This window comes from Actinomadura spongiicola, assembly GCF_003432485.1.
Classification (GTDB): domain Bacteria; phylum Actinomycetota; class Actinomycetes; order Streptosporangiales; family Streptosporangiaceae; genus Spirillospora; species Spirillospora spongiicola.
This window is the reverse complement of sequence record NZ_QVNQ01000002.1, coordinates 585348-608865: the sequence shown is the minus strand read 5'-3', so window position 1 is coordinate 608865 and position 23518 is coordinate 585348. Positions and strand designations below refer to the sequence as shown.

Here is a 23518-nt window from a genome sequence, read left to right as displayed (position 1 = left end):
ATCGTTACCGCGGCTCGAACTCGGCCTGATCGACCGCCCGCGCCCAGACCGCTTCGAACGCGGTGACGCACAGGTCGATCACGGACGGATCCTCACTGAACTCATCAACAAGGGGATGCCCGGCTCCCGAGAAATGGTGGAACCGCACGAGCCGGTCGTCGAACACCCAGAAGTCGTTCCCCGGCAGCGCCAGATCCGACGCACGACGCCGGGACAGCCATCGGACCTGCTCACCGGCCGGAATGTTATGCAGATTAGACACAGCATGCTCGAAACGGATGTAGTCGGTGACCGGCTCCGACACGAGCCTGGCCCTGCGCACGGCCACACCACGAGCGACCGCCGAACGGATGAGGCCGAACCACGCAGAGCCCACACCGAACCCCTCAAGCGTGCCGGTTTCTTGCCATGCCAGAAATTTGGGATCGTCCGGAGTGTAAATGTCCCGCATCTCCAGATGGATCGCGGAACGCTTCGTGGTGGCGAGCAGCTCAGCGAAGCTCGGGACGTTCCCCGACATCAGGTACCTCCAGTGCCTGCAAGACGATCTCCCGCATTCGCGCCGGGAGCCTCACCACGGTCTCGTAGTCCGCGACGGGGGTGTGTTCGGCCACCCCGGCGAGCGTTTCGGGGTCGGTCACCGTCCACCCCACGAGAACGAAGTCGCCGGTGTCGGTGTCCACGAACACGGCAGGGCATTTGTCCTCATTCGTCTCGGGATCTATGCCGATGCACACTAGTGCCATTGCGCCCTCCACGATGCGCCCCCGGATGACAGGCAGTTCGAACCTCTCTCGGGAGCCCGCCACGGTCAAGGGAAATCCGCAGATCAGCTCCGCGGCCTGGACGTCCTTCACCATCAAGATCAAGAACGACGGACTTCGCTCGGACGCTTGACCACTCGCGCACATGAACAAGGCTCCCGTCGCCTTCACGGCGGGAGCCTTTGTACGAAGGGGCTGTAAGCGTGCTCCGTGGCCGTGCACTGCCCGGTGGTGTGCCCCTGTGCGGGTGGCTGTGGCCATTGCGCTGAACCACGGTTCGTCGGGACGTCGGTCAGCGAGCGTCCTGTACATGGACGCGTTGGCGGCGGCGAACGCGTCGATTCCTTCAAAGTCGGCGTCCTTCCAGGCCGGACGGCCGCTGCTCGGCCTGCTTGGGGGTGTGGGTCTTCTGCTGGTCCGCGGTGGGCTTAGGCGGTGGCGGGTTGGCGGGGCCAGGTCCAGGCGGAGCGGAGGATGAAGGCGAGGAGTAGTACTTCGAGTCCGATGGAGAGGGCGTAGAAGTAGGAGTAGCTCCAGGTCTCTCCTGCCGCGTTGAACACCGTGACGGGGATGTAGAGCGCTGCGACGGCCAGGTTGATGGTGCGGTTGAGGCGGGCGGGCAGTGTCGCGGAGAGGAGGATCATGAGGATCGGGACGGCCATGAGCGTGAGCGCGAGGGCGACGAAGGTCGGGCCGGTGTCGAACTCGTGGACGGTGCCGGCCAGGAGGTCGTCGAGAAAGCCAGGCTTGTACAGGGCGAGGTAGTCGACGTAGATGTAGAGGAACATGAAGCTGGTCCATGCCGCTGCGATCTTGACCTGCACGGGCATGCGCAGGTCTTCCAGCGTGCTCTGGGACGGCGGATTTGCGGTGTGGGCTCGAAGCGTTCTCATCACAATGCTCCCTGGCTTGATCGGGTGGGTGCTTCCACCTTCACTAATGCCGGCGGCGGGCACATCAGCCGCGGAGCCTGGTTCGACCTGGCCGTTGGCACAGCCGGGCTCTTGTACTTTCGGTGAATACGCCGAGCACGCGGGCTGCCTAGGCTGACCAGATGGCGACCAAGGCACTCCGCTCGCTGTGGGCCGAATCTCGTCCCACGAATGCCCCAGACCTGGGGCCGTGGGACTGGGCCTTGGTCGCAGCACTGATCTGCTGGTCGGTGGTGGAAGCGGTATTTCGTGAGGACCTGGCGCCACGTCCGCTGCTGCTCCTCGCGGTGCTCGCGGTCCTCGGCCCCCTGCTGTGGCGACGCACGTACCCGCTCGTCGCGGTCGCGGTTTCCCTCGGCACGTTGACGGTCGTCGACATCGTCAGAATCCTCAGCGAGACGCAAGGCGCCCTGCTGAACAGCAGCATTGCGGTGCTAATCCTGGCCTACGCCCTGTTCCGGTGGGGCTCCGGTCGGGAAGCCGTAAGCGGCCTCGGCGTCATCCTGATCTGGCTGGCTCTCATCACCACCCTCGGCGCCGACCCCGCCAGCCTGGCGGAGGTGGCCGCGGGATACGCGTTTTTCCTGTTCGCCGCCGCGCTCGGCACCGCGATCCGTTATCGCACGAAGATCCGGCTCCGCGACATCGACCACGCCAAGGCCCGCGAGCGCGAGCAGCTCGCTCGTGAACTCCACGACACCGTCGCCCACCGCGTCTCGGGCATCGCCATCCAGGCCCAGGCAGGACGTGCCGTCGCGGCCTCCCACCCCGAGCGTGCCGTCGAGGCCCTGGCCGTCATCGAGGACGCGGCGTCCCGCACCCTCACCGAGCTGCGTTCCATCGTCGGCGTGCTCCGCGCTACACAGGACACCGAGTTCGCGCCGCAGCCCGGCGTGGCCGAGGTCGAGCAGCTCGCCACCGACGGCCGGACGCGTCCCAGCGTCAAGGTGACGCTGTCCGGCGAGTTCGACGACCTCAGCCCGGCGGTCGGGGCCGCGATCTACCGTCTGGCCCAGGAGTCCATCACCAACGCTCGACGGCATGCCCGTCACGCGACCCAGGTCACCGTCGCCGTCACAGGCGACGCCGACCAGGTACGGCTGACCGTCGACGACGACGGTTCCGCCGCCGCCGGACGCGCCTCGGCGGGCTACGGCCTGGTGGGCATGCGGGAACGCGCCTCACTGCTCGGCGGCACCTTCCACGCAGGCCCTAACGCCGAGCGGGGCTGGCGGGTAGAGGCGGTCCTGCCTCGAACCGGGACGCCATGATGAGCATCAGGGTCCTCGTCGCCGACGACCAGCCCATCGTGCGCACCGGGCTGACCATGCTGCTCGACGCCCAACCCGACATCGAAGTGGTCGGCGCGGCAGCCGACGGACGCGAGGCGGTCCGCCTGGCGCTCCAGCTGCGCCCCGACGTCGGCCTGTTCGACATCCGGATGCCGCTGATGGACGGCATCGAAGCCACCCGACGTCTCGCCGGGCCCGCCGTCACCGATCCCCTGCCGATCGTGGTCATCACCACCTTCGACCTCGACGAGTACGTCCACGGGGCACTCAAAGCCGGCGCCCGCGGGTTCATACTCAAGGACGCCGGACCCGCCCTGCTGACCCAGGCCATCCACGCCGCCGCCGACGGAGACGCGCTGATCGCGCCCAGTGTGACCGTTCGACTGCTCGCAGCGTTCGCCCACGCACAGGCTCCATCACCGAGGCAGCCGACAGAACCGCTCACCGCCCGCGAGGAGGAAGTCCTCGTGACCGTGGCCCAGGGCCTCACCAACAATGAGATCGCTGGCAAGCTCTACATCACCCCGAGCACCGTCAAAGCCCACATCGCCAGCCTCATGCGAAAGCTCGGCGCCCGGAACCGCGTCGAGGTCGCCATGTGGGCCCACGAGACCGGCCGCATCTGACGCCGCAAAGGCTCCCGCCGCCGCCCGGTCCGTTGGTCAGGGGGTGCCGCGTACGCACGTGGGGCGGAGTTCTACCAGGGCGTCTGCGGAGCGGCGGAGTTCTTTCAGGAGGACTCTGACCGAGGGGCGGGCGTCGGCGCCGGCTCTCGTCCAGAGGACCATGCGGCGGTGGAGGCGGGCGTCGGCCAACTCGCGGACGACGATGCCGTCCTGGCGTTCGGCGAAGGCCAGGTCGGGGACCAGGCAGACGGCGCCGCCTCGGGCGACCATCTGGAAGACGACCAGGAGGTCGTTGGAGCGGTAGCGGACGTTGGGGCGGAAGCCGCCGTACTCTACGCAGGCGCGTTCGATCAGGTCGGCGTGGTTGGTGCCGATATGTGTGGACGCCCATGAGCATCCGGCCAGGTCGGCCATTCGGACCGGGGCGCCGTCGCGGGCGAGTGGGTGGTCCTGCGGCAGGACGACCCTCATCAGCTCGGTGATGAGGACCTCTGATGACAGTTCGGGGCGGCGGGGGCGCGGCAGCTGCGCGTACTCGTCGGTTAGGACGACGTCGATTTCTTGGAGTACCAGCGCGTGAAGTACGCGGTGGAACTCCTCGTCCACGACGTCCAGGGTGAGGTCGGGATACGCCTCCGCCAAGTGGGGCAGGGCGGGGCCGAGGACGTGGAGGAGGGCCGTTTGGAAGCCGACGATTCGTACCACTCCGGCGACGCGGCCGCTTGCGGCTAGGGCCGCCTCTTCCGCGCGCTCCGCTCGGGCCAGGAGGGCTTCGGCGTGTTCGGCCAGTACCTCGCCCGGCTCGGTCAGGCGTAGGCGTCGTCCCACCCGTTCGACCAGCGGGACGCCGACGTCTTTTTGCAGCTGGGCGAGCTGTTGTGACACCGCGGACGGCGTGTAGCCGAGGGCCTCGGCGACGGCGCCGAGCGTCCCGCGCAGCTTGAGCTCACGCAGTACGCGCAGCCTGCCGAGATCCAACATAGTGAAGAGATTCTTACACAATCACTCCAGAAACAGTCGCTGGACCTCAACTATGGGCTCAGGCAGACTGAAGGTGCGAACGGAAGAGACGGTCACCCCGGCCCGGCCGATCGCCCCGCGCGGGAACGCCCAGCTGCGATCCCAGCCCTCGCTTCGGCGGGGGGCTGAGGGGGTTGCGCCCCCTCAGAGAGAAGGAAGTGCCATGTTGTACGTGCTCGCCCTCATCGCCGCCCTCGCCGTGCTCGGCCCCCTGTTCGGCGCCGACAGCCGCGACGGGCTCGACTGGACCCCGAACCACTTCTGGCGGCGCCGCAGTCCCGAGCAACCCCCCGTCAGAACGAGCGATAGTCCCGCACGGGCAGACGGGGGCCGCGCCTCGGCGGACGCCTGCCGGACGATTCCAGCAGCCGGATGACCCGATAACGATGACCGGCGTAGGGTTCCAGCAGTTCGAGCATCCCGGCGTCGTCGACCTTGCGGCCCACCAGCGCCCAGCCCACCAGGCCCGGCAGGTGGTAGTCGCCGACGGAGACGGCGTCGGGATCGCCGACGGCCCGCTGCCGGATCTCGGCGGCCGTCCAGATCCCGATGCCGGGCAGCGAGCGCAGCCTCGCCTCCCCGGCGTCCTGCTCCAGGCGTCCCGCGACACGGGCCGCGCCGATGATCGTCCGCGCCCGGACGGCCTCCAACCCCGACCGGTGCCATTCCCACGAGGGAATCCGGATCCACACCTCCGGCGGGGGCGGAACCCGCATGTGGGGGGCGCCGGGCGCGGGCTCCCCGAACCTGCGCAGCAGATAGCCCCAGGCCCGCCAGGCCTCCTCGGCGAGCACCTTCTGCTCCATGACGGCGGGGACGAGCGCCTCGAAGACCCGACGTGTACGCCCGATCCGGAGGCCGGGACGGCGACGCGCCTGTTCCCGGACGACGTCATGCCGCGCGACGAGACCGTCCGGAACGTCCGCGGCCCCGAGTAGGTCGGGCACCCCGTCCAGCAGCCATTCCGCCCCGGGCCCCCACGCGGTCGCCTGCACCGCGTCTCCGGTGTGCGTGAGTCGTAGTGTGCCTGGGCCTTCGGGTGTATGAGAGGCACGCCAGACCGAGCCGTCCCGCTCGACGCGGAACGCCGGGTCATGTCTTCCTCGCATGTGCGGCGACAGCGTTCCGAGCAGGTCGAGCGGGCGCCTCGGCCGCCACTCCCGGACCCGGTGGGGGAGGCGCCCAGCGGTCGTCTCCCCCACCGCATCGGTCGTCACGCGTTCCGCCCTCGTTGTCGCACGGGGCACAAGTCTGCCATCGGTCCCGTTCCGTCCCGTCCGGGCATACGGCGCAACGCGCCTATTCGGGGTCGATCGGTGTGGGACGCCCGGTTGCCGCCATGTCTTAGCGATAACTACCTTATGCAGTCGAATGACTACGATATGCTATCGTGATCGACGTTCTGTGCGGGACTCCAGCCGGAAGGGGGGAGACCGGTCATGCCCGCCTGACCAAGGCCGGCCGTGAACACCAACACGACCGGAGACAGCCACCACGCCGTGACCCGGAAGTGGTGCCGCGGGGGCCACCGGCCGAGACACAACATGAGACGTGCAGAAAGCAACAGACGTATCCGGGTCATGGCGATGTCCGTGGTCCTGCTGGCCGCGTCTGCGATCATTCCGACCGCCACGGTCCGGGGTCCACGCGGCTGCGGCTGCGCCGCCCCGCACTGCCCGCAGGCGTACGTCCACGGCGAACCGGGCGTCCAGGGCGGTCCGGCGACCGACCGGCCGGAACCTTCCGGAGGGAGCGCGGCCCACTCGCCGGACGCCTCGTCGATGCTCGGGGCCGACGGGGTCGTTCTGAAGATCAGCTTTTATCGCGGAATCGGCGCCGGGGTGACGAGCTCCTATTCGCGGGACGGCTTCGGCCTCACCTTCGAGACCGGGGTCGGTGTCGGCGGCTCGTTTTCCGCCGGCACGAGCACGGGACGACCGGACGCGGGCCTTTCCTTCGAGGGACGCGCCTCGATGAAAAGCGGCTTCGGACATGTCAGACTTCCCGACTTCGGCGCCACACTGGCCCAGGACGGCCGACTTCAAGCATATATGGACGCCAAAACGGGGAATTTTCGCACCCGCTTTCGCTCGAAGCCGGTCCATGTCTACGGAGAAGGCGGCGACCTACAGGCCAAGGCGCCCGAGAGCCGCCGATCCTGGAGCCTCGGGACGGAATTCAAGCTCGCCGCCGCCCGGACGATGTGGTTCTCCTGGTCCGGCGTCCTCGACCTGGTAGGGGGCATGTTCGACACCCCGCTCGGGGGCCGCGGCTCGCGGGCCCCACCGGGCGTGTCCCTCGGGCTTCCGGTCTTCGCGGTGACCGTCGGCGGTGCCAACGTGCGACCGCCATTCTCCGTTCGCCACCTCGGAGCCGAGTTTCGGGCCGGAGTCGCGGACCGGTTCTGCGCACCGAAGGAATTCCGTGCCGTCCACGCGATCCGCGTAGTCATCATGAGGCGGTTCATACAACGACGCGGCGCGTCCGGCGCGCGGACCCCGAGGTCACCGAATTCGCCACGCGGTCGTTCGCGCCAAACGAAGTCCGAGGAAAACCATTCCCCGCCCGGTATCATCGGCGTGTTCAATGCGGTCGCGCAAAACGCGATTCGCCCAAAAGGGGGAAAAGAATGAAAAGTATCGCTCGTGCGGCGACGGTGGCCGGGCTGACCATCGGTGTCGGCCTCCTCGCGCTTCCCGCCGCGTCCGCCGGCTCCGGGGACCCGGCCATCGCCAACGTCACGCTGGTGCAGCTCCACAGCGTCTCCGAGGAGGGACCGGGCGATCTCAACCTCAGCCAGGTCATCAGCTCGCCGCACGCCTCCCCGAAGGTCGGGAACAAGCCGGTGAAGACCGGGGACATCAAGCAGATCGTGAAGGGCAAGAAGATCGGCCCCGTGGCCCTCGAAGTCGAGGGCCCGGAGCAGGACCAGGGCGAAGGGGCATAACGCCCTGACCGGGTCCACGGCGGCCACGCCGTGGACCCGGCACCGCCCGGCACGCCGAACGCTTTGGACACGGCGGTAAAGGTGCTCGCCGCCCGCGAGGCCATTTCGGTCCGTCCCGTGCTTCACCCCGACCGAGCGGGCGGCAGGACCCGTGGGCGCTACTCGGGGGAGAAGCGGACGGCGGTCGCCGGGAGGTCGACGCCGGGCCAGACTCGGGCGCCGTCGAGTAGTTCGTTGCCGGGGCCCACGGTGGCGTCGTCGCCGACGACGCAGTCTTCGAGGACGGCGCCCGAGCAGACGCGGGCGCCGTGGCCCACGACCGAGCGGACGACGCGTGCGCCGGGCTCGATGACGGCGCCGTCGAACAGGACGCTGGACTCCACCAGGGCGTCCGCGCCGACGCTCGCTCCGGCCCCTACGGCGGTGCCGCCGCCGACTCGGGCGCTGGAGGCCACCGACGCGTCGCCCTGGAGGAGCACGCCGTGCTCGTTCGCCCGGACGACGGGCGACGTCAGCGCGCCGAGGACGAGGTCGGTGACGCCGCGGACGAACGCGGCCGGTGTCCCCACGTCCAGCCAGTAGGCCGCCTCGACGTAGCCGACGATCGTCTCGCCCTTGGCGAGCAGCTCGGGGAAGGTCTCGTACTCCGCGGAGACGACCCGCCCGGGCGGAATGCTGTCGATCACCGAACGGCGGAAGACGTAGCAGCCGGCGTTGACCTGGTTCGTCGGCGGGTTCGCGGACTTCTCCACGAAGTCGAGGACGCGCCCGTCCGGTGAGGTCGGCACCGACCCGTACCGGCGGGCGTCGTCCACCAGGGTCAGGTGCAGGGTGACGGCCGCGTCGCTCTTCCGGTGCGCGGCGACCTGCGCGGAGATGTCATGGCCGGAGAGGATGTCGCCGTTGAGGACCAGGACGGGGCCGTCGCCGGTCAGCGCGGCGGACGCGTTGCGGATCGCCCCCGCCGTGCCGAGCGGCTCGTCCTCGGTCACGTAGACGATCTCCAGGCCGAGGCGTGTCCCGTCGCCGAACGCGTCGGTGAACATCTCGGCGCGGTAGGACGTCGCGAACACGATGCGGGTCACGCCCGCGTCCCGGGCCCGGGTCAGCTGGTGCTCCAGGAGCGGCACGCCCGCGGCCGGGAGCAGGGGCTTAGGGGTGGAGATGGTCAGCGGGCGCAGGCGGGTGCCCTGGCCCCCCACCAGGAGGATCGCTTCCACGCGGTTCCTTTCTCGGGTGCGACCGAGCCTAACGCGCCCCGTACTGGCCGACGGCCCGCTCGTAAGACGCGAGATGCGCCGCCGCGGACTCCGACCAGGAGAACCGCTGCGAGCGGGCGTGCGCGGCCTCGGCCAGGTCGGCGCGACGCGCCGGGTCGTCGATGAGGGCGGCGAGGGCGGCCGCGATGTCGGACGCGCCGGGCTCGGTGTAGGCGACCGCGTCCCCGCCGACCTCGGGGAGCGGGCCACGGCGCGTGGTGAGGACCGGCGCGCCGCACGACATGGCCTCCAGCACGGGCAGGCCGAAGCCCTCCCCGCGGCTCGGGTGCGCGACGACCAGCGCGCCGCCGAAGAAGCCGGGCAGCGCCGACCACGGCAGGTAGCCCGGCCGCACGACCCGCAGGTCGAGCGGGACCGTGGCGAGGGCCGCGTCGACGTCGTCGTCCCAGCCTCCGCCGCCCGCGAGGACGAGCGCCGGGGCACCCGGACGGCCCTTGCACGCCTCGCCCCAGCCGCGGATCAGGTTCGGCACGTTCTTGCGGGGCTCCAGCGCGCCCAAGTAGGCCACGTACGGGTGGCCGTGCAGGCCGAGACGGTCGGAGACGTGCTTGACCTCCGCCTCGGACGGTCGGTGAAACACCTCGTGGTCGACGCCGTGGTACGCGACGTCGATGTGCCCGGGGTCCGCGTCGAGGACCCGGACCAGTTCGTCGCGGGTCGCGCGGGACGGCGCGATCAGCCGCGTGGCGCGCCGCGCGGCCGTGCGGGTCGCCGACCTGACGTACCCGGCCCGGACGGGATCGTGCGTCTCGGGCTCGGCGAACGACGTGACGTCGTGGAGGGTCACCACCGTGGGCAGCGACGCGCTCACCGGCATCGTGTAGGTCGGCAGATGGATGACGTCCGCGGCGACGCGTGCCGCGACGTGCGGCAGCCCCGACTGTTCCCAGGCGAGGCGGGCCGCGCGGTGCGCCAGTGTCGCCGGGCCCGCGACGACGCGCGCCCCGGGAACGAGTTCGGCGTACCGTTCCTCGTCGGCGCGCTGACAGACGACCGCGAGGTCGGCGCCCTGCGCGTGCAGGGCGGCGAGCAGCCCGTCGACGTAACGGCCGAGGCCGCCGCGGTCGGCCGGCACGGCGGTCGCGTCCAGCAGAATGCGAGGCGCCACTGTCCACTCCCCCATCCAACGTGGTGGCGTAGATCACTCTTTACGTTTCGAGCCTACGCCCGCCGATGCCCGCTTCGCGGGACCTCATTCCCGAACTCGTCGCGGGGTTGACCCGAACCCCGGTCAGGGCCGTTTGCGCGCCTGCACCAGAACGATGCTCCCCCGCTCGTTCGGCGCCCTGCGGTCGGCGAGGGCGACCAGCGGTGTCAGGGGCGCCGCCGCGTTGAAGCCGACCTTGCCGCCGTAGGCGGACAGCGACAGGTACAGGCGTTCGGCCGCGGCCGTGCGGAACTGGTAGCTGTGCCGGACGAGGTCGAGGCCGCGCTCGTCCATCAGCTTGCGCAGGCTGTCGTGGGTGTAGGTGTGCTGCACGTGGTACTTGGACTTGTGCGCGTCCCGAAGCTTCGGCCACGCGTCGGCTCGGCTCAGCACGTCGGCGGACATGAAGATCTCACCGCCGGGTTTGAGGACGCGCGCCATCTCGTCCAGCGACCTGCCGCCGTCGTCGAAATGCTCGATCGCGCAGACGGACAGGATCGCGTCGAACGAGCCGTCGCCGAACGGGAGGCGCAGCGCGTCGCACTCGATCAGCGCGGGCGCGTGCGCGAGCGTCCGCCCGTACACCATCTTGCGGCGGGCCAGGTCGATCGAGACGGCGTCGGCGCCGCGCCTGCGCGCCTGACCGGCCCAGTATCCGTCGCCGCCCGCGACGTCGAGGACGCGCCGACCGCGCAGTTCCCGGCCCATCCAGTCGAGGAGCGTCCCCGCCTCGCGGTACCGGCACACGTGCACCTGGTGGCCCATGAAGGCGACCACATCCGAAATCTTCATCGCCCCCAACCATAGGACGCGCGGGCGGTCGGGAGACCACGTTTGGTCGGCTCGTTCACCTACGCTGGGCGCGTGAAGCCGAAGGTCGTCGCCGTACGGGCGCTGCGAGTGCTGCTGGTGCTGCTGGCCCTGGCCTTCTGCTCGTACAGCGTGGCGTCCCAGTGGGACGCGACGGTCGAGGCGTTCCGGCAGATGTCGTGGGCGACGCTCGCGGGCGCGCTGGCCGCGGGCCTGGTGGGGATCTTCGCCTGGATGCTGGGGTGGCGGGAGTTCCTCGGCGGGCTCGGGTCGCCGCTGCCGATCCGGGCCGTCTTCCGCATCTACGGGATCTCCCAGCTCGGCAAGTACGTGCCCGGCAAGGTGTGGGCGCTGGTCACGCAGATCGAGATGACGCGCGAGCACAAGGTGCCGCCGGAGCGCAGCTTCGGGTCGACGCTGCTGGCCGTCGCGACGTCGGTCTCGTGCGGGCTGGCCGTCGCGGCGGTGACGCTGCCGCTCACGTCCACGACGGCCCGCGACACCTACTGGCCGCTGTTCCTGCTGGCGCCCCTCCTGCTGGCGCTGCTCCACCCGAAGATCGTCACATGGTGCCTGGGGCTGATGCTCCGGATCATCCGGCGTCCGCCGCTGGAGCGTCCGGTGAGCCTCGGCGTGACGCTCCGGGCGATCGCCTGGACGGTCCTCGGCTGGGTGCTGTTCGGCGTGCACACCTGGCTGTTGAGCATGGCGGTGGGCGGCGACGGGGCGGGCCTGCCGTTCGTCGCGACGGGCGCGTACGCGCTGGCGTTCGTCGCGGGCTTCCTCGTGTTCATCGCGCCCGGCGGCATCGGGGCGCGGGAGGCCGCGCTGACGGTGGTGCTGACGCCGGTGCTGCCCGCGGGCGCGCCGGTCGTGGTCGCGATCGCGTCCCGGGTGCTGCTGACCGTCGCCGACCTCGTCAACGCGGGCGTGGCGTTCCTCCTCGGACGCACCGCCCCGGCCCCCGGGAATGAACGGCCGACCAAAGAGCTTGTGAGGGATACACAGCCAACGAAGGAGGGATCGTGACGGCCCCGATCACCGTGACCGACGCGACGTTCGCGGACGAGGTCCTCAGCAGCGACACCCCGGTACTGGTCGACTTCTGGGCCGACTGGTGCGGGCCCTGCCGCATGATCGCTCCCGTGCTGGAGCAGATCGCCGCCGAGCAGGACGGCAAGATCAAGATCGCGAAGATGGACTACGACGCGAACCCCGACACGCCCAACAAGTTCGGGGTGATGGGCCTGCCCACGCTGCTGCTCTTCAAGAAGGGCGAGGTCGTGGAGCAGGTCGTCGGCGCCAAGCCGAAGCGCGCCCTGCTCAAGGTCCTCGAACCGCACCTGTGAGGGCGGCGCCGGTGAGCGCGTCGAGGTAGGCGGCCCACACCGGGCCGTGATCGACCGGACGGACGCCGGAGCGGAGACGCTCCGGCTCCCCCGGCGCGTAGAAGCGGCGAAGGGCGGCGGCCAGGGACGGGACGTCGTCCGGCGCGCAGACCAGGCCGTCCACGCCGTCGCGGATCTGGTCGGCGAACCCGCCGACATCGGTGGCGATCACCGGGACGCCGTGCTCGTAGGCCATCCAGACGTTCTGCGACGCGGTGGCCGTCCGGTACGGCAGGACGAGCGCGTCGGCGTCGGCGAACAGCCCCGGCACGTCGGCCGCCGGAACGTATCCCGGCCGCAGCTCCACGCGGGCTTCCAGGCCGAGCGACCGGACGAGTTCGCGCGTGCCGTCGAGACCGCCCCAGAACTCGCCGGCGACGGTGAGCGCCACGTCGTCCGGGCCCTCGGCGAGGGCGCGGAGTAGCACGTCCAGGCCCTTGTAGGGGCGGACGATCCCGAAGAACAGCAACCGGCGCCGAACCTCGTCGTCGTTTCGCGCCGGGGGCGTGGACGTCGGCAGGTGGGCGGGCATCTCGGCAACTTGGACGGGACGGCCGGTAAGCCCGCGTGCCAGTTCGGCCTGCGCCTCGGAGTGGACGAGAACGCCGTCGACCTTGCGCAGCAGCCGCTTCATGAGCGGCTCGTCGTACGGTTTGCGTTCGTGCGGCAGGACGTTGTGACACAACGCGACCACGGGCGTCCGCCGCCGCAGCCCCGCGAGGATCCCCAGGTAGGACGGGACCTGCACCGGCGTCAGCACGGCCAGGACGACCAGGTCGTACCGGCGCAACGCGCGGCCGGTGCGCCACCAGCCGTCCGGGCGGCGCCAGTCGAGCCGCCGCCGGGTGCCGGGGAACGGCTCCCCCTCCGGCTCGGAGATCGTCTGCTGCCCCGGGTACAGGAACGCCGGGTACTGGGCGCGCCACGACTCGATGACGACGTCGTGTCCGGCGGCGGCCAGCCGGTTCGCCAGTTCGGTGGTGTGGTGCGCGCCGCCGCCCTTGTAGGGGAAGGCGGGGCCGACGAGTGCGATGCTCAGTTTTCCCATGGCGTCAGACGTCGCCGCGCGATCGGACGATGAGGTCCGCGAGCAGCGCCAACGACGCGATGATCAAGCCCGTCACGAAGATCATGATGGTGTTGTTGGCGAAGTAGCCGAAGTGCACCACCATGTCGAACACGCCCTTGAGCAGCCCGATCACGATCAGCCACAGCGCGGGCGGCATCAGCACCTTGAGCGGGTTGAAGTACATCACCATCCGCAAGACCTGAAGGATGTAGCGGTAGGCGTCCTTGGTGAAGTGGAACTTCGACTTCCCGGCCCGCTTGGCGTAGTCGATCGGCATGTACCGGACCGGATGCTGGTTCGACAGGAACGCGATCGTGATCGTCGTGACGCAGGAGAAGCCGGGCGGCAGCAGCCGCAGGTACGGCAGCGACACCTCGCGGCGGAACGCCCGCAGCCCCGAGTTCAGATCGGGGATCCTGGTGTTGGTGAGCCGCTCGGCGACCTTGCGGATGAACCATTTGGCGGGCACCCGCAGCGCCTTGTGCGAGCCCTCCTCGGTGGTGCGGGCGCCGACGACCTGGTCGACGGACGGGTCGGTGTCCAGGACGTCCACGAGCTCGGGGATCCGCTCGTTGGGGTAGGACATGTCGGCGTCCGTCCACACGACGATCTCGCCGCGGGCCTGCTGCGAGCCGATCCGCCGCACCGTGCCGGAGCCGCTGTTGTGCTGGAACGCCATGATCCGCATGTGCGGGAAGCGCGGCGCGGCCTCCTCCAGCCGGGCGAGCGTGCCGTCGGTCGAGCAGTCGTCCACGGCGAGCAGCTCGTAGGTCTTGCCGCTGTTGTCCATGGCCTTGCAGATGCGTTCGACCTCGTCGATCACGTGCTCCTGCTCGTTGTAGCAGGGCAGGACGATCGTGACGTGCACGCGGTCGGACGACGGCTCCGCCGCGGCGGATGCCGGGGCGGGGGCGGGGACGGGCGCGGGGACGGGCGGGCGCGTCGGCTCGGCGGACTGGGTGCTCACGCAGCGCGAGGATACTCGCCCGACCGGTGCCGGGGCGCCTCAACGCCGTGGCGGCTCGGCGATCCAGACCTCCATGGACAGGCCCCACGTCCCGCCCGGCGGCCCGGTGAGGGTGCGGCCGTCCTGCCGTGTCCGCAGCGACAGGACCCGGCGCGGCGTCCCGTACGGCGCGACCTGCTCCGCCCTCGCCGCCATGATCACCGGGCGGCGTCCGGCCTCGGCGACCCCGGCGACGACGCGCCGCACGTCGGCGACGGTGGCGTTCCCGGTCGTGCGCGCCGCGGGCACCCCGCACATGCCGCGGACGACCTGGAGGAAACGGTCGGCGGTCGACTGCTCCACGACGACGACGGAACCGCGCGGGTCCAGCGCGTCGCACATGCCGTCGACGGCGGCCACCTCGTGCTGCTCCGTCCGGGTCACGAGGAGACCGCCGGACACCAGCACGATCGGCACCAGCATCATCGCGACGCCGACGACCGCGCCCGCCCGCACGAGCCGCCGCCCGTACCCGAGGCGGCGGACGCGCCGCGCCGCCCACGCCGACGCGAACACGGTGAACAGCAGCAGGCCGGGGACGACGAGGCCGATCAGCCGCCGGGACGCCCACGGATGGTCCGGCGTGATCCCGGGCCTGATCAGCACCTGCGTGGTCGTCCAGACGATCATCGCGTAGGGCAGCAGCCACTCCGTGGAACGGCCCCGCAGGAGCCGCCGCGCAAGCAGCGCCGCGCCGACCGTCGCGAACAGCAGCGCTGGGGGCCCGATGTACCAGGAGACCCAGTGCAGCGAGTCCTCCGAGTACTGGCGGGTGCCGTCCACCGGCAGGTGCTGGATCCGCTGGATCGTCTCGATGAAGCGGACGTTCATCTCGTCGTCGCGCGTCGCAGGCTCACGGCGGACGGTCTGCACCCACGGCCGGACCGCGAACCCCACCATCACCAGCACGGTCAGCACGGCGGCGACCCCCGGCAGCCGTCCACGCGCGACGACCGTGCCGAGGCGGCGCAGGCGCGAGCCGGTCCGCTCCCGGCGCAGCAGCACCACCATGATCAGCGTCGCCGCGACGACCACCGCCGCGATGGCGAGCAACGGATCGAGGGACGCCCCCAGATACGTCAGGTACGGCCGCGACAACGTGAAGCCCTCCAGCAGCCCCGCGCCCACGCCGAGCAGCAGCCCTCCGGCCGTCCAGTAACCGGCGCGCCGCCGGTGCGCCACGTAGAGCCCGGCGAAGACGAAGACCGGGAGGACGTCGCGGAGCCCGTCGATGCGGACGAGCACGATCAGCCCGAGCGCCAGACCCGCGAGGAACGCCTTCGCGTCGGCGAGCCGTCCCGTCTCCGTCCGGACGTCGTGCATCAGCGACAGGCCGCCGAGGAGCAGCACGATCGCGGGCAGCTCGCTGAAGGCGCTCCGGGAGACGTAGAGCATCGGCAACGTCAGCGCCAGCAGCAGCGCCCCCGCGGGCGCCCAGCGGGGCGAGACGAGCCGCGCGACCAGCCCGGCGAACGCGAGCACGCAGCACGCGCCGAGCAGCGGCGCCATCAGCAGGATGCCGTGGGTGCCGCCGATCCAGCCGCCGAGCGTCAGCACGAGCGGCAGCCCCGCCATGAACTGGGGGACGACCGCGCCGTCCCGCTCATAGAAGGCGGGGCTCTCGAAGCGGAGCGCCGGGTCGGAGCCGCCGAAGGCTTCGTCCATCAGCGGGATCGGCAGTGACCCTTCGTTCTTCAGCCACGTCGTGAACTGGACGTAGGACGCCGGGTCGCGGCGCACCACGATCTGCTCCGCGCTCATGACGACCTGGAGCACCAGGAACGCGACCGTGATGCCGAACACGGCGAGGACCGGCCACCACGGCACGTCCGTCGCCGCGCCGCCCGCGCCACGGGTCCGCAGCCCGAACCACAGCGCCGCGGCCGCGACGGGCACGAACAGCGCGACCGCCGGGACCGGACGGAACGCGTCCGCCATCAGCAGCGGCAACGAGACGGCCAGCCACGCCACGATGAGCAGCGCGGGAGCCACCGTGACCCGCACGAGCAGCCGACCCGCGTCCATGAGATTCCGCCCCGTGCTCGTTGATCCGTGTGTTCCGTGCGGAGCGTAGCGGTCTCCGGAGGCGTGCCCGGTCGTCCCCGCGCAAGTGACCGGCCACGAATGTCCGGCCCGGCGTCGGGGCGGGGACGATCACGCGGGCATACGCTCTGGAGGCATGAGCGCACATGCCGGGAACCCCGTGGGACCTGCGGAGCTGCTGCGGCGGCGGGTGGCGGACGACCCGTCGAGCCCGCTGGTGACCTTCTACGACGACGCCACGGGCGAACGCGTCGAACTGTCGGCCCGCACGTTCGACAACTGGGTCGCCAAGACGGCGAACTTCCTGGTGGACGGTCTCGCCGCCGAACCCGGGACCCGTGTCGTGCTCGTCCTGCCTCCGCACTGGCAGACGGCCGTGTGGCTCCTGGCGTGCTGGTCGGCCGGGCTGGTCGTCGAGCCCGTGGACCCCGCGTCCGTCGGGTCGGCGTCCTTCGAACCGTCCGGGTCGTCCGAGCCGTACATCCTGGCGGTGGCACAGGAGGTGCTGGACGACGTGATCGCGGACGACGCGCTGGCGGGCGAGGCGGAGGAGATCGTCGGTCTGTCGCTGCACGCGCTGGGCGGGCCGCTCGCGAACACTCCACCCGGTGTCACCGACTACGCCACGGAGGTTCGTGCCTATGGAGACCGTTTTATCCCAAATGCCGGAGTGACCACCGAGGCTCCCGCGCTGAATGTGACAAAAAGCACAATGAGCGCCGCCGAGCTGGTCGAGGCGGCCCGAACCGCCGCCGAAAAGTGGGATCTAGACGCACGCGACCGCGTGTTGGTTGACATGTCGTTCGCCACATTGGACGGGGTACTGACCGGCCTTCTCGCACCACTAGCCTCGGGTGCTTCCGTCATAATCCAACGAAACATCGACAATGCCGTACTAGAGCGACGCCTGACCGTGGAACATGTGACGGTGGTGGCAGGTCCGCCCGGACGTAATGGCGCATCCGGGTCCCCGCGTCGGCTCGCCTGACCTACGCTGCCCTTGCCCGACCCACCTCGTCCTACCCCGGAATTCACCGAGCACACCCGGACCCGGAGCCGATGAACAGCAACCCGATGTACATGGAGTACGTCGACGACGCCGATCCGCAGCAGGCGCCGCGACGCGGCTGGCGCATCCTCGGCTGGGTGTGCATCGGACTGTCGGCGGTCATGGTGGCCGGCTCCCTCACCGCCTACGGCCTGTACCGCAGGGCGTTCGGGAACATCGCGCACGAGGACGTCAACGCGCAACTCGGCCCCAACCGGCCGAAGAAGCTGAACAGCGCGATGAACATCCTGCTGCTCGGGTCCGACACCCGGGAGGGCGCCAACGCCAAGTACGGGCGGCGGCTGAAGAACGAACCGCCCCGCTCGGACACCATGATCCTGCTGCACCTGTCCCCCGGCGGCGGCCAGGCGATGGGCATCAGCTTCCCCCGCGACCTCATGGTCCGGATGCCGTCGTGCAAGAGCCGCGACGGCGGGGTCGTCCCGGCGCAGTCCCGGGCCCAGATCAACTCGGCGTTCACCGCCGGCGGCGCGGCCTGCGTCATCAAGACGATCGAGAGCATCTCCAACATCCGCGTCGACCACTTCATGCAGGTCGACTTCAACGGGTTCAAGGCCATCACGAACGCGGTCGGCGGCGTCCCGGTGTGCCTGCCGAAGGCCGTCAACGACCCGCAGTCGAAGCTGAGGCTCGGCAAGGGCAGGCACAACATCAAGGGCGAGACGGCGCTGGCGTACGTGCGCGTCCGGCACGGTCTCGGCGACGGCTCCGACCTCGACCGCATCAAGCGCCAGCAGAAGTTCATGGGCGCCCTCGCCAACAAGGCGATGAGCGCGGGCGTGCTGAGCAACCCCAAGAAGGCCCTCGACCTGATGAACGCGGTCACCAAGTCGCTCACCACCGACAAGGAACTGACCCCGCAGGTCATGATGGACATCGCCCGGGAGATGCAGGGCATGACGTCCGGCAAGCTGCGGTTCGTGACCGTGCCGTCCGGCCCCGACCCGCTGGACCCGAACCGGGTGGCGCTCAACTCCGCCGCCCAGCCGTTCTTCGCCGCCGTCCGCAACGACAAGACCATTCCGAAGCAGCCGAAGCCGGGCGCCTCGACCATCCCGCCGAGCCAGATCCGGGTGCGGGTCTACAACGGCAGCGGCATCGACGGCCAGGCCGGACGCGTCGCCGCCGACCTGGAGTCGCAGGGCTTCCACGTGACCGTCGGCGGAAACGCGCCTTCCGCGACGGCGGCCACCAAGGTGCTGTACGGTTCCGGTGCCGACCAGCAGGCCATGTCGCTCGCCGCGCTGATCCCGAGCAAGCCGCAGCCGGCGGCGCGCAAGCGCGGCGCCACACCCGGCGTCGTCGACCTGGTGGTCGGACGCGACTGGACGAAGCTCAACAACGCGGGCGGCGGCATCCCCAAGCAGCAGGGCGAGATCCGCGCCAGCGAGGACATCTGCAAGGAGACCTGACCCGGGCAGCCTGTATGAGCCACACCACCGGGCCCTCTGTGGCCGAGACGGAAGCGGGAGCCGACCGGCGGCCTCCCGCTGACGCGACGGACACGGCGAACGCGGCGGCCGGAACGGCGACGGGCACGGCGGCCGGGGCGGCGGGCACGGTCCCGAAGGCGCGTCCGGGCAAGCAGCGCGACCCGTTCTTCGACAACGCCAAGTACTTCGCGATCCTGCTGGTGGTGGCCGGGCACGCCCTGGCCAACCTGCTGGGCGTCCCGCTGGCGAAGGGCCTGTACATCTTCGTCTACATGTTCCACATGCCGCTGTTCATCGTGATCACCGGCTACTTCTCCCGGAACTGGACGTTCTCCGGCGGCAAGGCCCGCAAACTCATCACGAACGTCGGCGTCCCCTACGTCGTGTTCGAATTCGCCTACTCGCTGTACGACTGGCTCGCGGGACGCAACGTCCTGGAGATCAGCCTGCTGAACCCGTATTACCTGACGTGGTTCCTGTGCGCGCTGTTCATGTGGCGGTTGTCCACGCCGGTGTGGCAGCAGATCCGGTGGCCGCTCGCCGTGGCGGTGGCGTTCTCGCTGCTGGCCTACATGAGCGACCTCGGTGGAACGTTCGACATCCATCGGGTGATCGGCCTGCTGCCGTTCTACGTGCTCGGCCTGACGCTGCGACCGCACCACTTCGAGCTGCTGAAGCGACCGGCGGCGCGGCCCGTCGGCGCGGTGGTGCTCGCCGCCGGGCTCGGCTTCACCTACTTCGCCATGAACCACATGTCGCGGGACTGGGTCTACTGGAAGCATCCGCACGACGAGCTCGGCGTCGGCAACGTCGCCGGCACGCTGATGCGGCTCGCCATGTTCGCCTGCGCGGTCGCCCTGGTGGCCGCGTTCCTCACCCTGATCCCGCGCGGCCGGTACTGGTTCACGGGGCTGGGCGCGGCGACGCTGTACGCCTACCTGCTGCACGGGTTCGTCATCCGGCTGCTGGACTTCACCGGCTGGTGGGGCGCCGGCTGGATGCACACCCCGCCCGGGGTGGTCGTCGTGGTCGGCGGCGCGCTCGCGGTCGGGACGGCGCTGTGCACCAGACCCGTCGTCCGGTGCATGAGCTGGGCGCTGGAACCCAAGATGACCTGGGTGTTCACTCCCCTGCGCAGACCGGGCGGGCGGACGCGCGAGCGTGTCCCCTCACCGAACGGGCCACGAATCCCCACGGTGGGTGACTAGAGTCGCCGTGGCTCCTCCTCCCGCACGCCCCGCACCCCCGATGAGGCTTTCGGAGACATGACCGGCATCCTCCACCCGCCCCAGCAGCCACCGCGGCAGCCGCCCGGTGGGACGGCGCCGTCCGGCTCGCCTTCGGACACGGTCCCGGACGCCGCCCCGCGGCAGCGCGACGCGTACTTCGACAACGTCAAGTTCTTCCTGATCCTCCTGGTCGTGGTCGGCCACTTCTGGGAGGTGTTCAAGAAGGACAGTTACGCGGTGGACGCGGCCTATTCGGTGGTCTACGGGTTCCACATGCCGTTGTTCGTGTTCGTATCCGGTTATTTCTCCCGGGGCTTCATGCGGTCGACGGAGAAATTCCGTGGCGTCTTCCCGACACTGGTCGTCCCGTTCGCGATATTCAATGCCCTGTATGCCGCGCTTGGTTACCTCAAGGGCGATTCGGTCCCGTTGCACACGTTCTTCCGTCCGCAGTTCCTGATGTGGTTCCTCGTCGCGCTGGTGTTGTGGCGGCTGAGCGCGCCGCTATGGCCGCATCTGCGTTATCCGGTGGTGGTGGCGGTCGCGTTGAGCCTGGTCGCCGGAAGTTGGAGTTTCAGTTCCGACACGACTCTGTGCCGCGCCGCGGGTCTGCTTCCGTTCTTCGTCCTCGGCCTGACGATCCGGCCCGAACGCGTCCACGCGCTGCGGAGCCGGGGCTGGACGCGCTGGGCGGGCGCGTTCGTGCTGCTGGCAGCGCTGCCCGTCGCCTACGTCTGGCAGCGCGGGACCGTCGTGCCACCGATCGAGCACGGTGTCCGGCTGTGGAACCGCGGCTACGAGTACATGGACTTCACCATGCCGGAGGGCATGGCGTACCGGCTGCTCGCGATGGCGTTCGCCGTCCTGCTCGGCGCCGCGTTCCTGGCCGTGGTGCCGCGCGGAGACGCCTGGTACACCAGGCTCGGAACGCGGACGATGTACGTCTACCTGCTGCACGGCCTCGCGGTGAAGGCCCTGTACAACCTTGGCGCCTTCGAGGGGCGCTTCATCGGGAGCCCGCCCGGCCTCGTCCTGCTGACGGTCGGCGCTCTCGCCTTCGGCCTGCTGCTCGCCACGACTCCGGTGGTGCGCCTGACGCGCCGGATGGTGGAGCCCAAAGGTCACGGAATTCTCAAGCAGAAGCAACGCGCTGCATAAGATTCATCCGCCTCTTGCGGGTATAGTTCAGGTTCACCGAGTAGTCGATTGGCCAGCGCGTGAGCAGTGACCAGAGCGTCTCGTTGAGCGTCATCGTACCCGTGCACAAAGTGCAGGGGTATATCCGGCAATGTCTTGATTCCATCCTTGATTCCGACATTTCCAACCTTGAAGTCATAGCGGTCGACGATCATTCACCGGACGGCTGCGGGGAGATTCTCGACGAGTTCGCCCAACGCGACCCGCGCGTCCGGGTCCGGCATCTCGACGAGAACGTGGGGCTCGGTCACGCCCGCAACATCGGCCTCGACATGGCGACCGGTGACTACGTCTGGTTCTTCGACAGCGACGACCACGCCACCGAGGGCGCCGTCCGCGCGATCTGCGAGCGGCTCGCCGAGACCCGTCCCGACGTGCTCGTCTTCGACTACGCGCGCTCGTACTGGAGCGGCAAGGTCAAGCGCAGCGTCATCAACGACCTGTTCCGCGAGCCGCCCGCCCCCGACGTGTTCACCCTCCAGGAGCGGCCGAGCGTCCTGGAGATGATGATGACGGCCTGGAACAAGGCCATCCGCAGGGAGTTCCTGCTCGACCTCGGGCTGCGGTTCAGCGGCGGCTACTACGAGGACGTCAACGTCACCTACCCGATCCTGATGGCGGCGGAGCGGCTCAGCCTGCTCGACAGGGTCTGCTACATCTACCGGCAGCGCCGCCACGGCGCGATCACCAAGACCACCGGCGCCAAGCACTTCGACGCGTTCGCGCAGTACGACCGCATCTTCGCGTTCATGGACGGGATGGGCGAGAAGGCCGACCCGTTCCGGCATCTGATGTTCGACCGGACGATCTGGCACCTGCTCGTCATCATCGAGCGCGAGGACCGCGTCCACGAGTCGGACAAGGCCCGCTTCTTCGCCGAGATGTCCGAGACGTACCGCAGGCACGAGCCGCCCGGGCATGTCCCGCCCGACCCCGAGGACAAGCCCTTCCTCGCCGACAAACACCGCATGATCAAGGCGAACGACCACCGGGGGTTCGAGCGGGTCCGGGCCGTCGAGGCCAAGGCCCAGGCGGCCCGGCGCAGGCATCGCAGGGTCGGCCGCCTCAGTCGGCGCGGCGTGCGGATGTCCAAGGAGCTCGCCAAGGACCGCTACTACCGGATGCAGGCGCGGCTCCCGGTCGAGGAGGACCTCGCCGTGTTCGCCGCCTACTGGTACCGCGGCTACGCCTGCAACCCGGCGGCGATCTACGAGAAGGTCCGGGAGCTGGCCCCGGACGTCCGGCCGGTCTGGGTGGTGAAGCCGGGGGCGCGCTCGTCCATGCCGGACGGCGTCGAGTACGTGGTCGCCGGGTCCCCCGACTACTACCGGACGCTCGCCCGCGCGAAGTACTTCGTCAACAACGTCAATTTCCCCGACTTCTACGTGAAGCGGCCCGAGCAGGTCCATCTGATGACCCAGCACGGGACGCCGCTGAAGAAGATGGGCCTCGACCAGATGGAGTATCCGGTCGGCGCCGGAGACATGGACTTCGAGGCCCTCATCACCCGGTCCGACCGTTGGGACTTCCTCATCTCGTCCAACCCGCTGTCGACGGAGGCGTGGGAGCGCGGGTTCCCGTGCGGCTACGAGATGCTGGAGATCGGCTATCCCCGCAACGACCGCCTGGTGACGGCGGGCGGCGACGCGGCCGAGCGCGCCCGGCTGCGCGCCGAACTCGGCCTCGCCGACGACGTCACCGCGATCCTGTACGCGCCGACCCACCGCGACTACCAGCGCCGGTACAGCCCGATGTTCGACATCGGCCGGGTCATGGAGCGGCTCGGCGAGGGGCATGTGCTGCTGCTGCGGGCGCACTACTACTACAAGATCAAGAATTTGGCGGCGGATCTGGGCTGGCCGCGGGACCGGGTCGTGGACGTGTCCGGGCACCGGTCCGTCGAGGACCTCATGATCGCCTCGGACGCGCTGCTCACCGACTACTCGTCGGTCATGTTCGACTACGCCAACCTCGACGACCGGCCGATCGTGATCTACGCCAACGACTGGGAGACCTACCGGCTCACCCGCGGCGTCAACTTCGATCTGACGGCCACGCCGCCCGGCGCCGTCGCCACCACGGAGGACGAACTCGTCGACGCGTTCGCCTCCCGCGCCGCGTGGGGCGACGCCGCCGCCAAGGACCGCGCCGACTTCCGGGCGCGTTTCTGCCCGTGGGACGACGGGCACGCCGCCGAACGCGCCGTGCGGCGGATGTTCCTCGGCGAGAAGGTGCCGAACCCGCCGCGGTGACGCGCGGCGCTCGG

General features: G+C 69.9%; 22 protein-coding genes. 11 read left to right on the top strand and 11 right to left on the bottom strand.

Annotated features, from left to right (window positions below; genetic code table 11):
* Positions 1–4: 4 nt before the first annotated feature.
* From D0T12_RS07425 to D0T12_RS07415, 3 genes are all read right to left on the bottom strand, one after another.
* On the bottom strand, positions 5–520 hold the full coding sequence (locus D0T12_RS07425; protein WP_117398696.1) for a DUF6879 family protein: 516 nt from the start codon (positions 518–520) through the stop codon (positions 5–7).
* The gene (locus D0T12_RS07420; protein WP_147339426.1) at positions 492–860 is read right to left on the bottom strand and encodes a hypothetical protein; all 369 of its coding nucleotides are present in this window, start codon (positions 858–860) and stop codon (positions 492–494) included. The genes D0T12_RS07425 and D0T12_RS07420 overlap by 29 nt, the downstream gene beginning before the upstream one ends.
* Positions 861–1192: 332 nt before the next feature.
* Positions 1193–1657 carry a DUF6326 family protein gene (locus tag D0T12_RS07415; RefSeq protein ID WP_117398694.1) on the bottom strand — a complete coding sequence of 155 codons (465 nt, stop codon included), beginning with the start codon at positions 1655–1657 and terminating at the stop codon, positions 1193–1195.
* Between the two features lie 161 nt (positions 1658–1818).
* On the opposite strand from D0T12_RS07415, the gene D0T12_RS07410 reads away from it, so the two are divergent.
* Positions 1819–2967 (top strand): sensor histidine kinase, encoded by a 1149-nt coding sequence (locus D0T12_RS07410; RefSeq protein WP_117398693.1) that lies wholly within the window; start codon positions 1819–1821, stop codon positions 2965–2967.
* Positions 2967–3614: a response regulator gene (locus D0T12_RS07405; protein WP_117398977.1), complete on the top strand. Its 648-nt coding sequence runs from the start codon at positions 2967–2969 to the stop codon at positions 3612–3614. Before D0T12_RS07410 ends, D0T12_RS07405 begins: the two co-directional genes overlap by 1 nt.
* Positions 3615–3650: 36 nt before the next feature.
* Here the strand turns inward: D0T12_RS07405 and D0T12_RS07400 are convergent, their stop codons facing one another.
* Positions 3651–4595: a LysR family transcriptional regulator gene (locus D0T12_RS07400; protein ID WP_117398692.1), complete on the bottom strand. Its 945-nt coding sequence runs from the start codon at positions 4593–4595 to the stop codon at positions 3651–3653.
* A 332-nt stretch (positions 4596–4927) separates the two neighbouring features.
* Positions 4928–5851: a DNA-3-methyladenine glycosylase family protein gene (locus D0T12_RS07395; protein WP_233525888.1), complete on the bottom strand. Its 924-nt coding sequence runs from the start codon at positions 5849–5851 to the stop codon at positions 4928–4930.
* 363 nt (positions 5852–6214) lie between these two features.
* On the opposite strand from D0T12_RS07395, the gene D0T12_RS07390 reads away from it, so the two are divergent.
* Complete coding sequence (locus D0T12_RS07390; protein WP_117398691.1) at positions 6215–7267, top strand: hypothetical protein; 1053 nt, start codon at positions 6215–6217, stop codon at positions 7265–7267.
* Entirely contained in the window at positions 7264–7581 is a 318-nt protein-coding gene (locus D0T12_RS07385) for a hypothetical protein (protein ID WP_147339425.1), read from the top strand. Before D0T12_RS07390 ends, D0T12_RS07385 begins: the two co-directional genes overlap by 4 nt.
* Positions 7582–7739: 158 nt before the next feature.
* On the opposite strand, the gene manB is transcribed toward D0T12_RS07385, so the two are convergent.
* The 3 genes from manB to D0T12_RS07370 all read right to left on the bottom strand — a co-directional run bounded on the left by manB (position 7740) and on the right by D0T12_RS07370 (position 10800).
* Positions 7740–8801, bottom strand: coding sequence for a mannose-1-phosphate guanylyltransferase (gene manB / locus D0T12_RS07380; protein ID WP_117398689.1), 1062 nt, complete (start codon positions 8799–8801; stop codon positions 7740–7742).
* 28 nt (positions 8802–8829) lie between these two features.
* Positions 8830–9969, bottom strand: coding sequence for a glycosyltransferase family 4 protein (locus D0T12_RS07375; protein WP_117398688.1), 1140 nt, complete (start codon positions 9967–9969; stop codon positions 8830–8832).
* A gap of 123 nt (positions 9970–10092) precedes the next feature.
* The gene (locus tag D0T12_RS07370) at positions 10093–10800 is read right to left on the bottom strand and encodes a class I SAM-dependent methyltransferase (protein WP_117398687.1); all 708 of its coding nucleotides are present in this window, start codon (positions 10798–10800) and stop codon (positions 10093–10095) included.
* Between the two features lie 72 nt (positions 10801–10872).
* On the opposite strand from D0T12_RS07370, the gene D0T12_RS07365 reads away from it, so the two are divergent.
* Both D0T12_RS07365 and trxA read left to right on the top strand, forming a co-directional pair.
* Complete coding sequence (locus tag D0T12_RS07365; RefSeq protein ID WP_117398975.1) at positions 10873–11847, top strand: lysylphosphatidylglycerol synthase transmembrane domain-containing protein; 975 nt, start codon at positions 10873–10875, stop codon at positions 11845–11847.
* Entirely contained in the window at positions 11844–12167 is a 324-nt protein-coding gene (gene trxA, locus D0T12_RS07360) for a thioredoxin (protein ID WP_117398686.1), read from the top strand. Before D0T12_RS07365 ends, trxA begins: the two co-directional genes overlap by 4 nt.
* On the opposite strand, the gene D0T12_RS07355 is transcribed toward trxA, so the two are convergent.
* Genes D0T12_RS07355 through D0T12_RS07345 form a run of 3 tightly spaced genes read right to left on the bottom strand, consistent with a single transcriptional unit; the run spans position 12142 to position 16306 of the window.
* Entirely contained in the window at positions 12142–13245 is a 1104-nt protein-coding gene (locus D0T12_RS07355; RefSeq protein WP_199487374.1) for a glycosyltransferase family 4 protein, read from the bottom strand. The two genes, trxA and D0T12_RS07355, sit on opposite strands and share 26 nt — an antisense overlap.
* A 13-nt stretch (positions 13246–13258) precedes the next feature.
* The gene (locus D0T12_RS07350; protein WP_117398684.1) at positions 13259–14242 is read right to left on the bottom strand and encodes a glycosyltransferase family 2 protein; all 984 of its coding nucleotides are present in this window, start codon (positions 14240–14242) and stop codon (positions 13259–13261) included.
* A gap of 39 nt (positions 14243–14281) precedes the next feature.
* Positions 14282–16306: a hypothetical protein gene (locus tag D0T12_RS07345; RefSeq protein ID WP_117398683.1), complete on the bottom strand. Its 2025-nt coding sequence runs from the start codon at positions 16304–16306 to the stop codon at positions 14282–14284.
* 154 nt (positions 16307–16460) lie between these two features.
* On the opposite strand from D0T12_RS07345, the gene D0T12_RS07340 reads away from it, so the two are divergent.
* The 5 genes from D0T12_RS07340 (at position 16461) to D0T12_RS07320 (ending at position 23504) form a co-directional block, all read left to right on the top strand.
* A complete protein-coding gene (locus D0T12_RS07340) occupies positions 16461–17312 on the top strand; it encodes a TIGR03089 family protein (protein ID WP_117398682.1) in 852 nt (283 codons plus the stop codon).
* Positions 17313–17383: 71 nt separating this feature from the next.
* Complete coding sequence (locus D0T12_RS07335; protein ID WP_117398681.1) at positions 17384–18805, top strand: LCP family protein; 1422 nt, start codon at positions 17384–17386, stop codon at positions 18803–18805.
* A gap of 38 nt (positions 18806–18843) precedes the next feature.
* Positions 18844–20034: an acyltransferase family protein gene (locus D0T12_RS07330; protein WP_233525887.1), complete on the top strand. Its 1191-nt coding sequence runs from the start codon at positions 18844–18846 to the stop codon at positions 20032–20034.
* Positions 20035–20091: 57 nt separating this feature from the next.
* Complete coding sequence (locus D0T12_RS07325) at positions 20092–21213, top strand: acyltransferase family protein (RefSeq protein WP_117398679.1); 1122 nt, start codon at positions 20092–20094, stop codon at positions 21211–21213.
* A gap of 59 nt (positions 21214–21272) precedes the next feature.
* Complete coding sequence (locus D0T12_RS07320) at positions 21273–23504, top strand: bifunctional glycosyltransferase/CDP-glycerol:glycerophosphate glycerophosphotransferase (RefSeq protein ID WP_267900392.1); 2232 nt, start codon at positions 21273–21275, stop codon at positions 23502–23504.
* The last annotated feature ends 14 nt before the right edge of the window (positions 23505–23518 follow it).

Excerpts from the sequence above, each read along its gene's own strand:
- D0T12_RS07335 (WP_117398681.1), top strand. The coding sequence starts at position 17,384 with ATGAACAGCAACCCGATGTACATGGAGTACGTCGACGACGCCGATCCG.
- D0T12_RS07340 (WP_117398682.1), top strand. The coding sequence starts at position 16,461 with ATGAGCGCACATGCCGGGAACCCCGTGGGACCTGCGGAGCTGCTGCGG.
- D0T12_RS07405 (WP_117398977.1), top strand. The coding sequence starts at position 2,967 with ATGAGCATCAGGGTCCTCGTCGCCGACGACCAGCCCATCGTGCGCACC.
- D0T12_RS07325 (WP_117398679.1), top strand. The coding sequence starts at position 20,092 with ATGACCGGCATCCTCCACCCGCCCCAGCAGCCACCGCGGCAGCCGCCC.
- D0T12_RS07410 (WP_117398693.1), top strand. The coding sequence starts at position 1,819 with ATGGCGACCAAGGCACTCCGCTCGCTGTGGGCCGAATCTCGTCCCACG.
- D0T12_RS07390 (WP_117398691.1), top strand. The coding sequence starts at position 6,215 with ATGGCGATGTCCGTGGTCCTGCTGGCCGCGTCTGCGATCATTCCGACC.
- D0T12_RS07400 (WP_117398692.1), bottom strand. The coding sequence starts at position 4,595 with ATGTTGGATCTCGGCAGGCTGCGCGTACTGCGTGAGCTCAAGCTGCGC.
- D0T12_RS07420 (WP_147339426.1), bottom strand. The coding sequence starts at position 860 with ATGGTGAAGGACGTCCAGGCCGCGGAGCTGATCTGCGGATTTCCCTTG.
- D0T12_RS07415 (WP_117398694.1), bottom strand. The coding sequence starts at position 1,657 with ATGAGAACGCTTCGAGCCCACACCGCAAATCCGCCGTCCCAGAGCACG.
- D0T12_RS07345 (WP_117398683.1), bottom strand. The coding sequence starts at position 16,306 with ATGGACGCGGGTCGGCTGCTCGTGCGGGTCACGGTGGCTCCCGCGCTG.
- D0T12_RS07425 (WP_117398696.1), bottom strand. The coding sequence starts at position 520 with ATGTCGGGGAACGTCCCGAGCTTCGCTGAGCTGCTCGCCACCACGAAG.
- D0T12_RS07385 (WP_147339425.1), top strand. The coding sequence starts at position 7,264 with ATGAAAAGTATCGCTCGTGCGGCGACGGTGGCCGGGCTGACCATCGGT.
- D0T12_RS07370 (WP_117398687.1), bottom strand. The coding sequence starts at position 10,800 with ATGAAGATTTCGGATGTGGTCGCCTTCATGGGCCACCAGGTGCACGTG.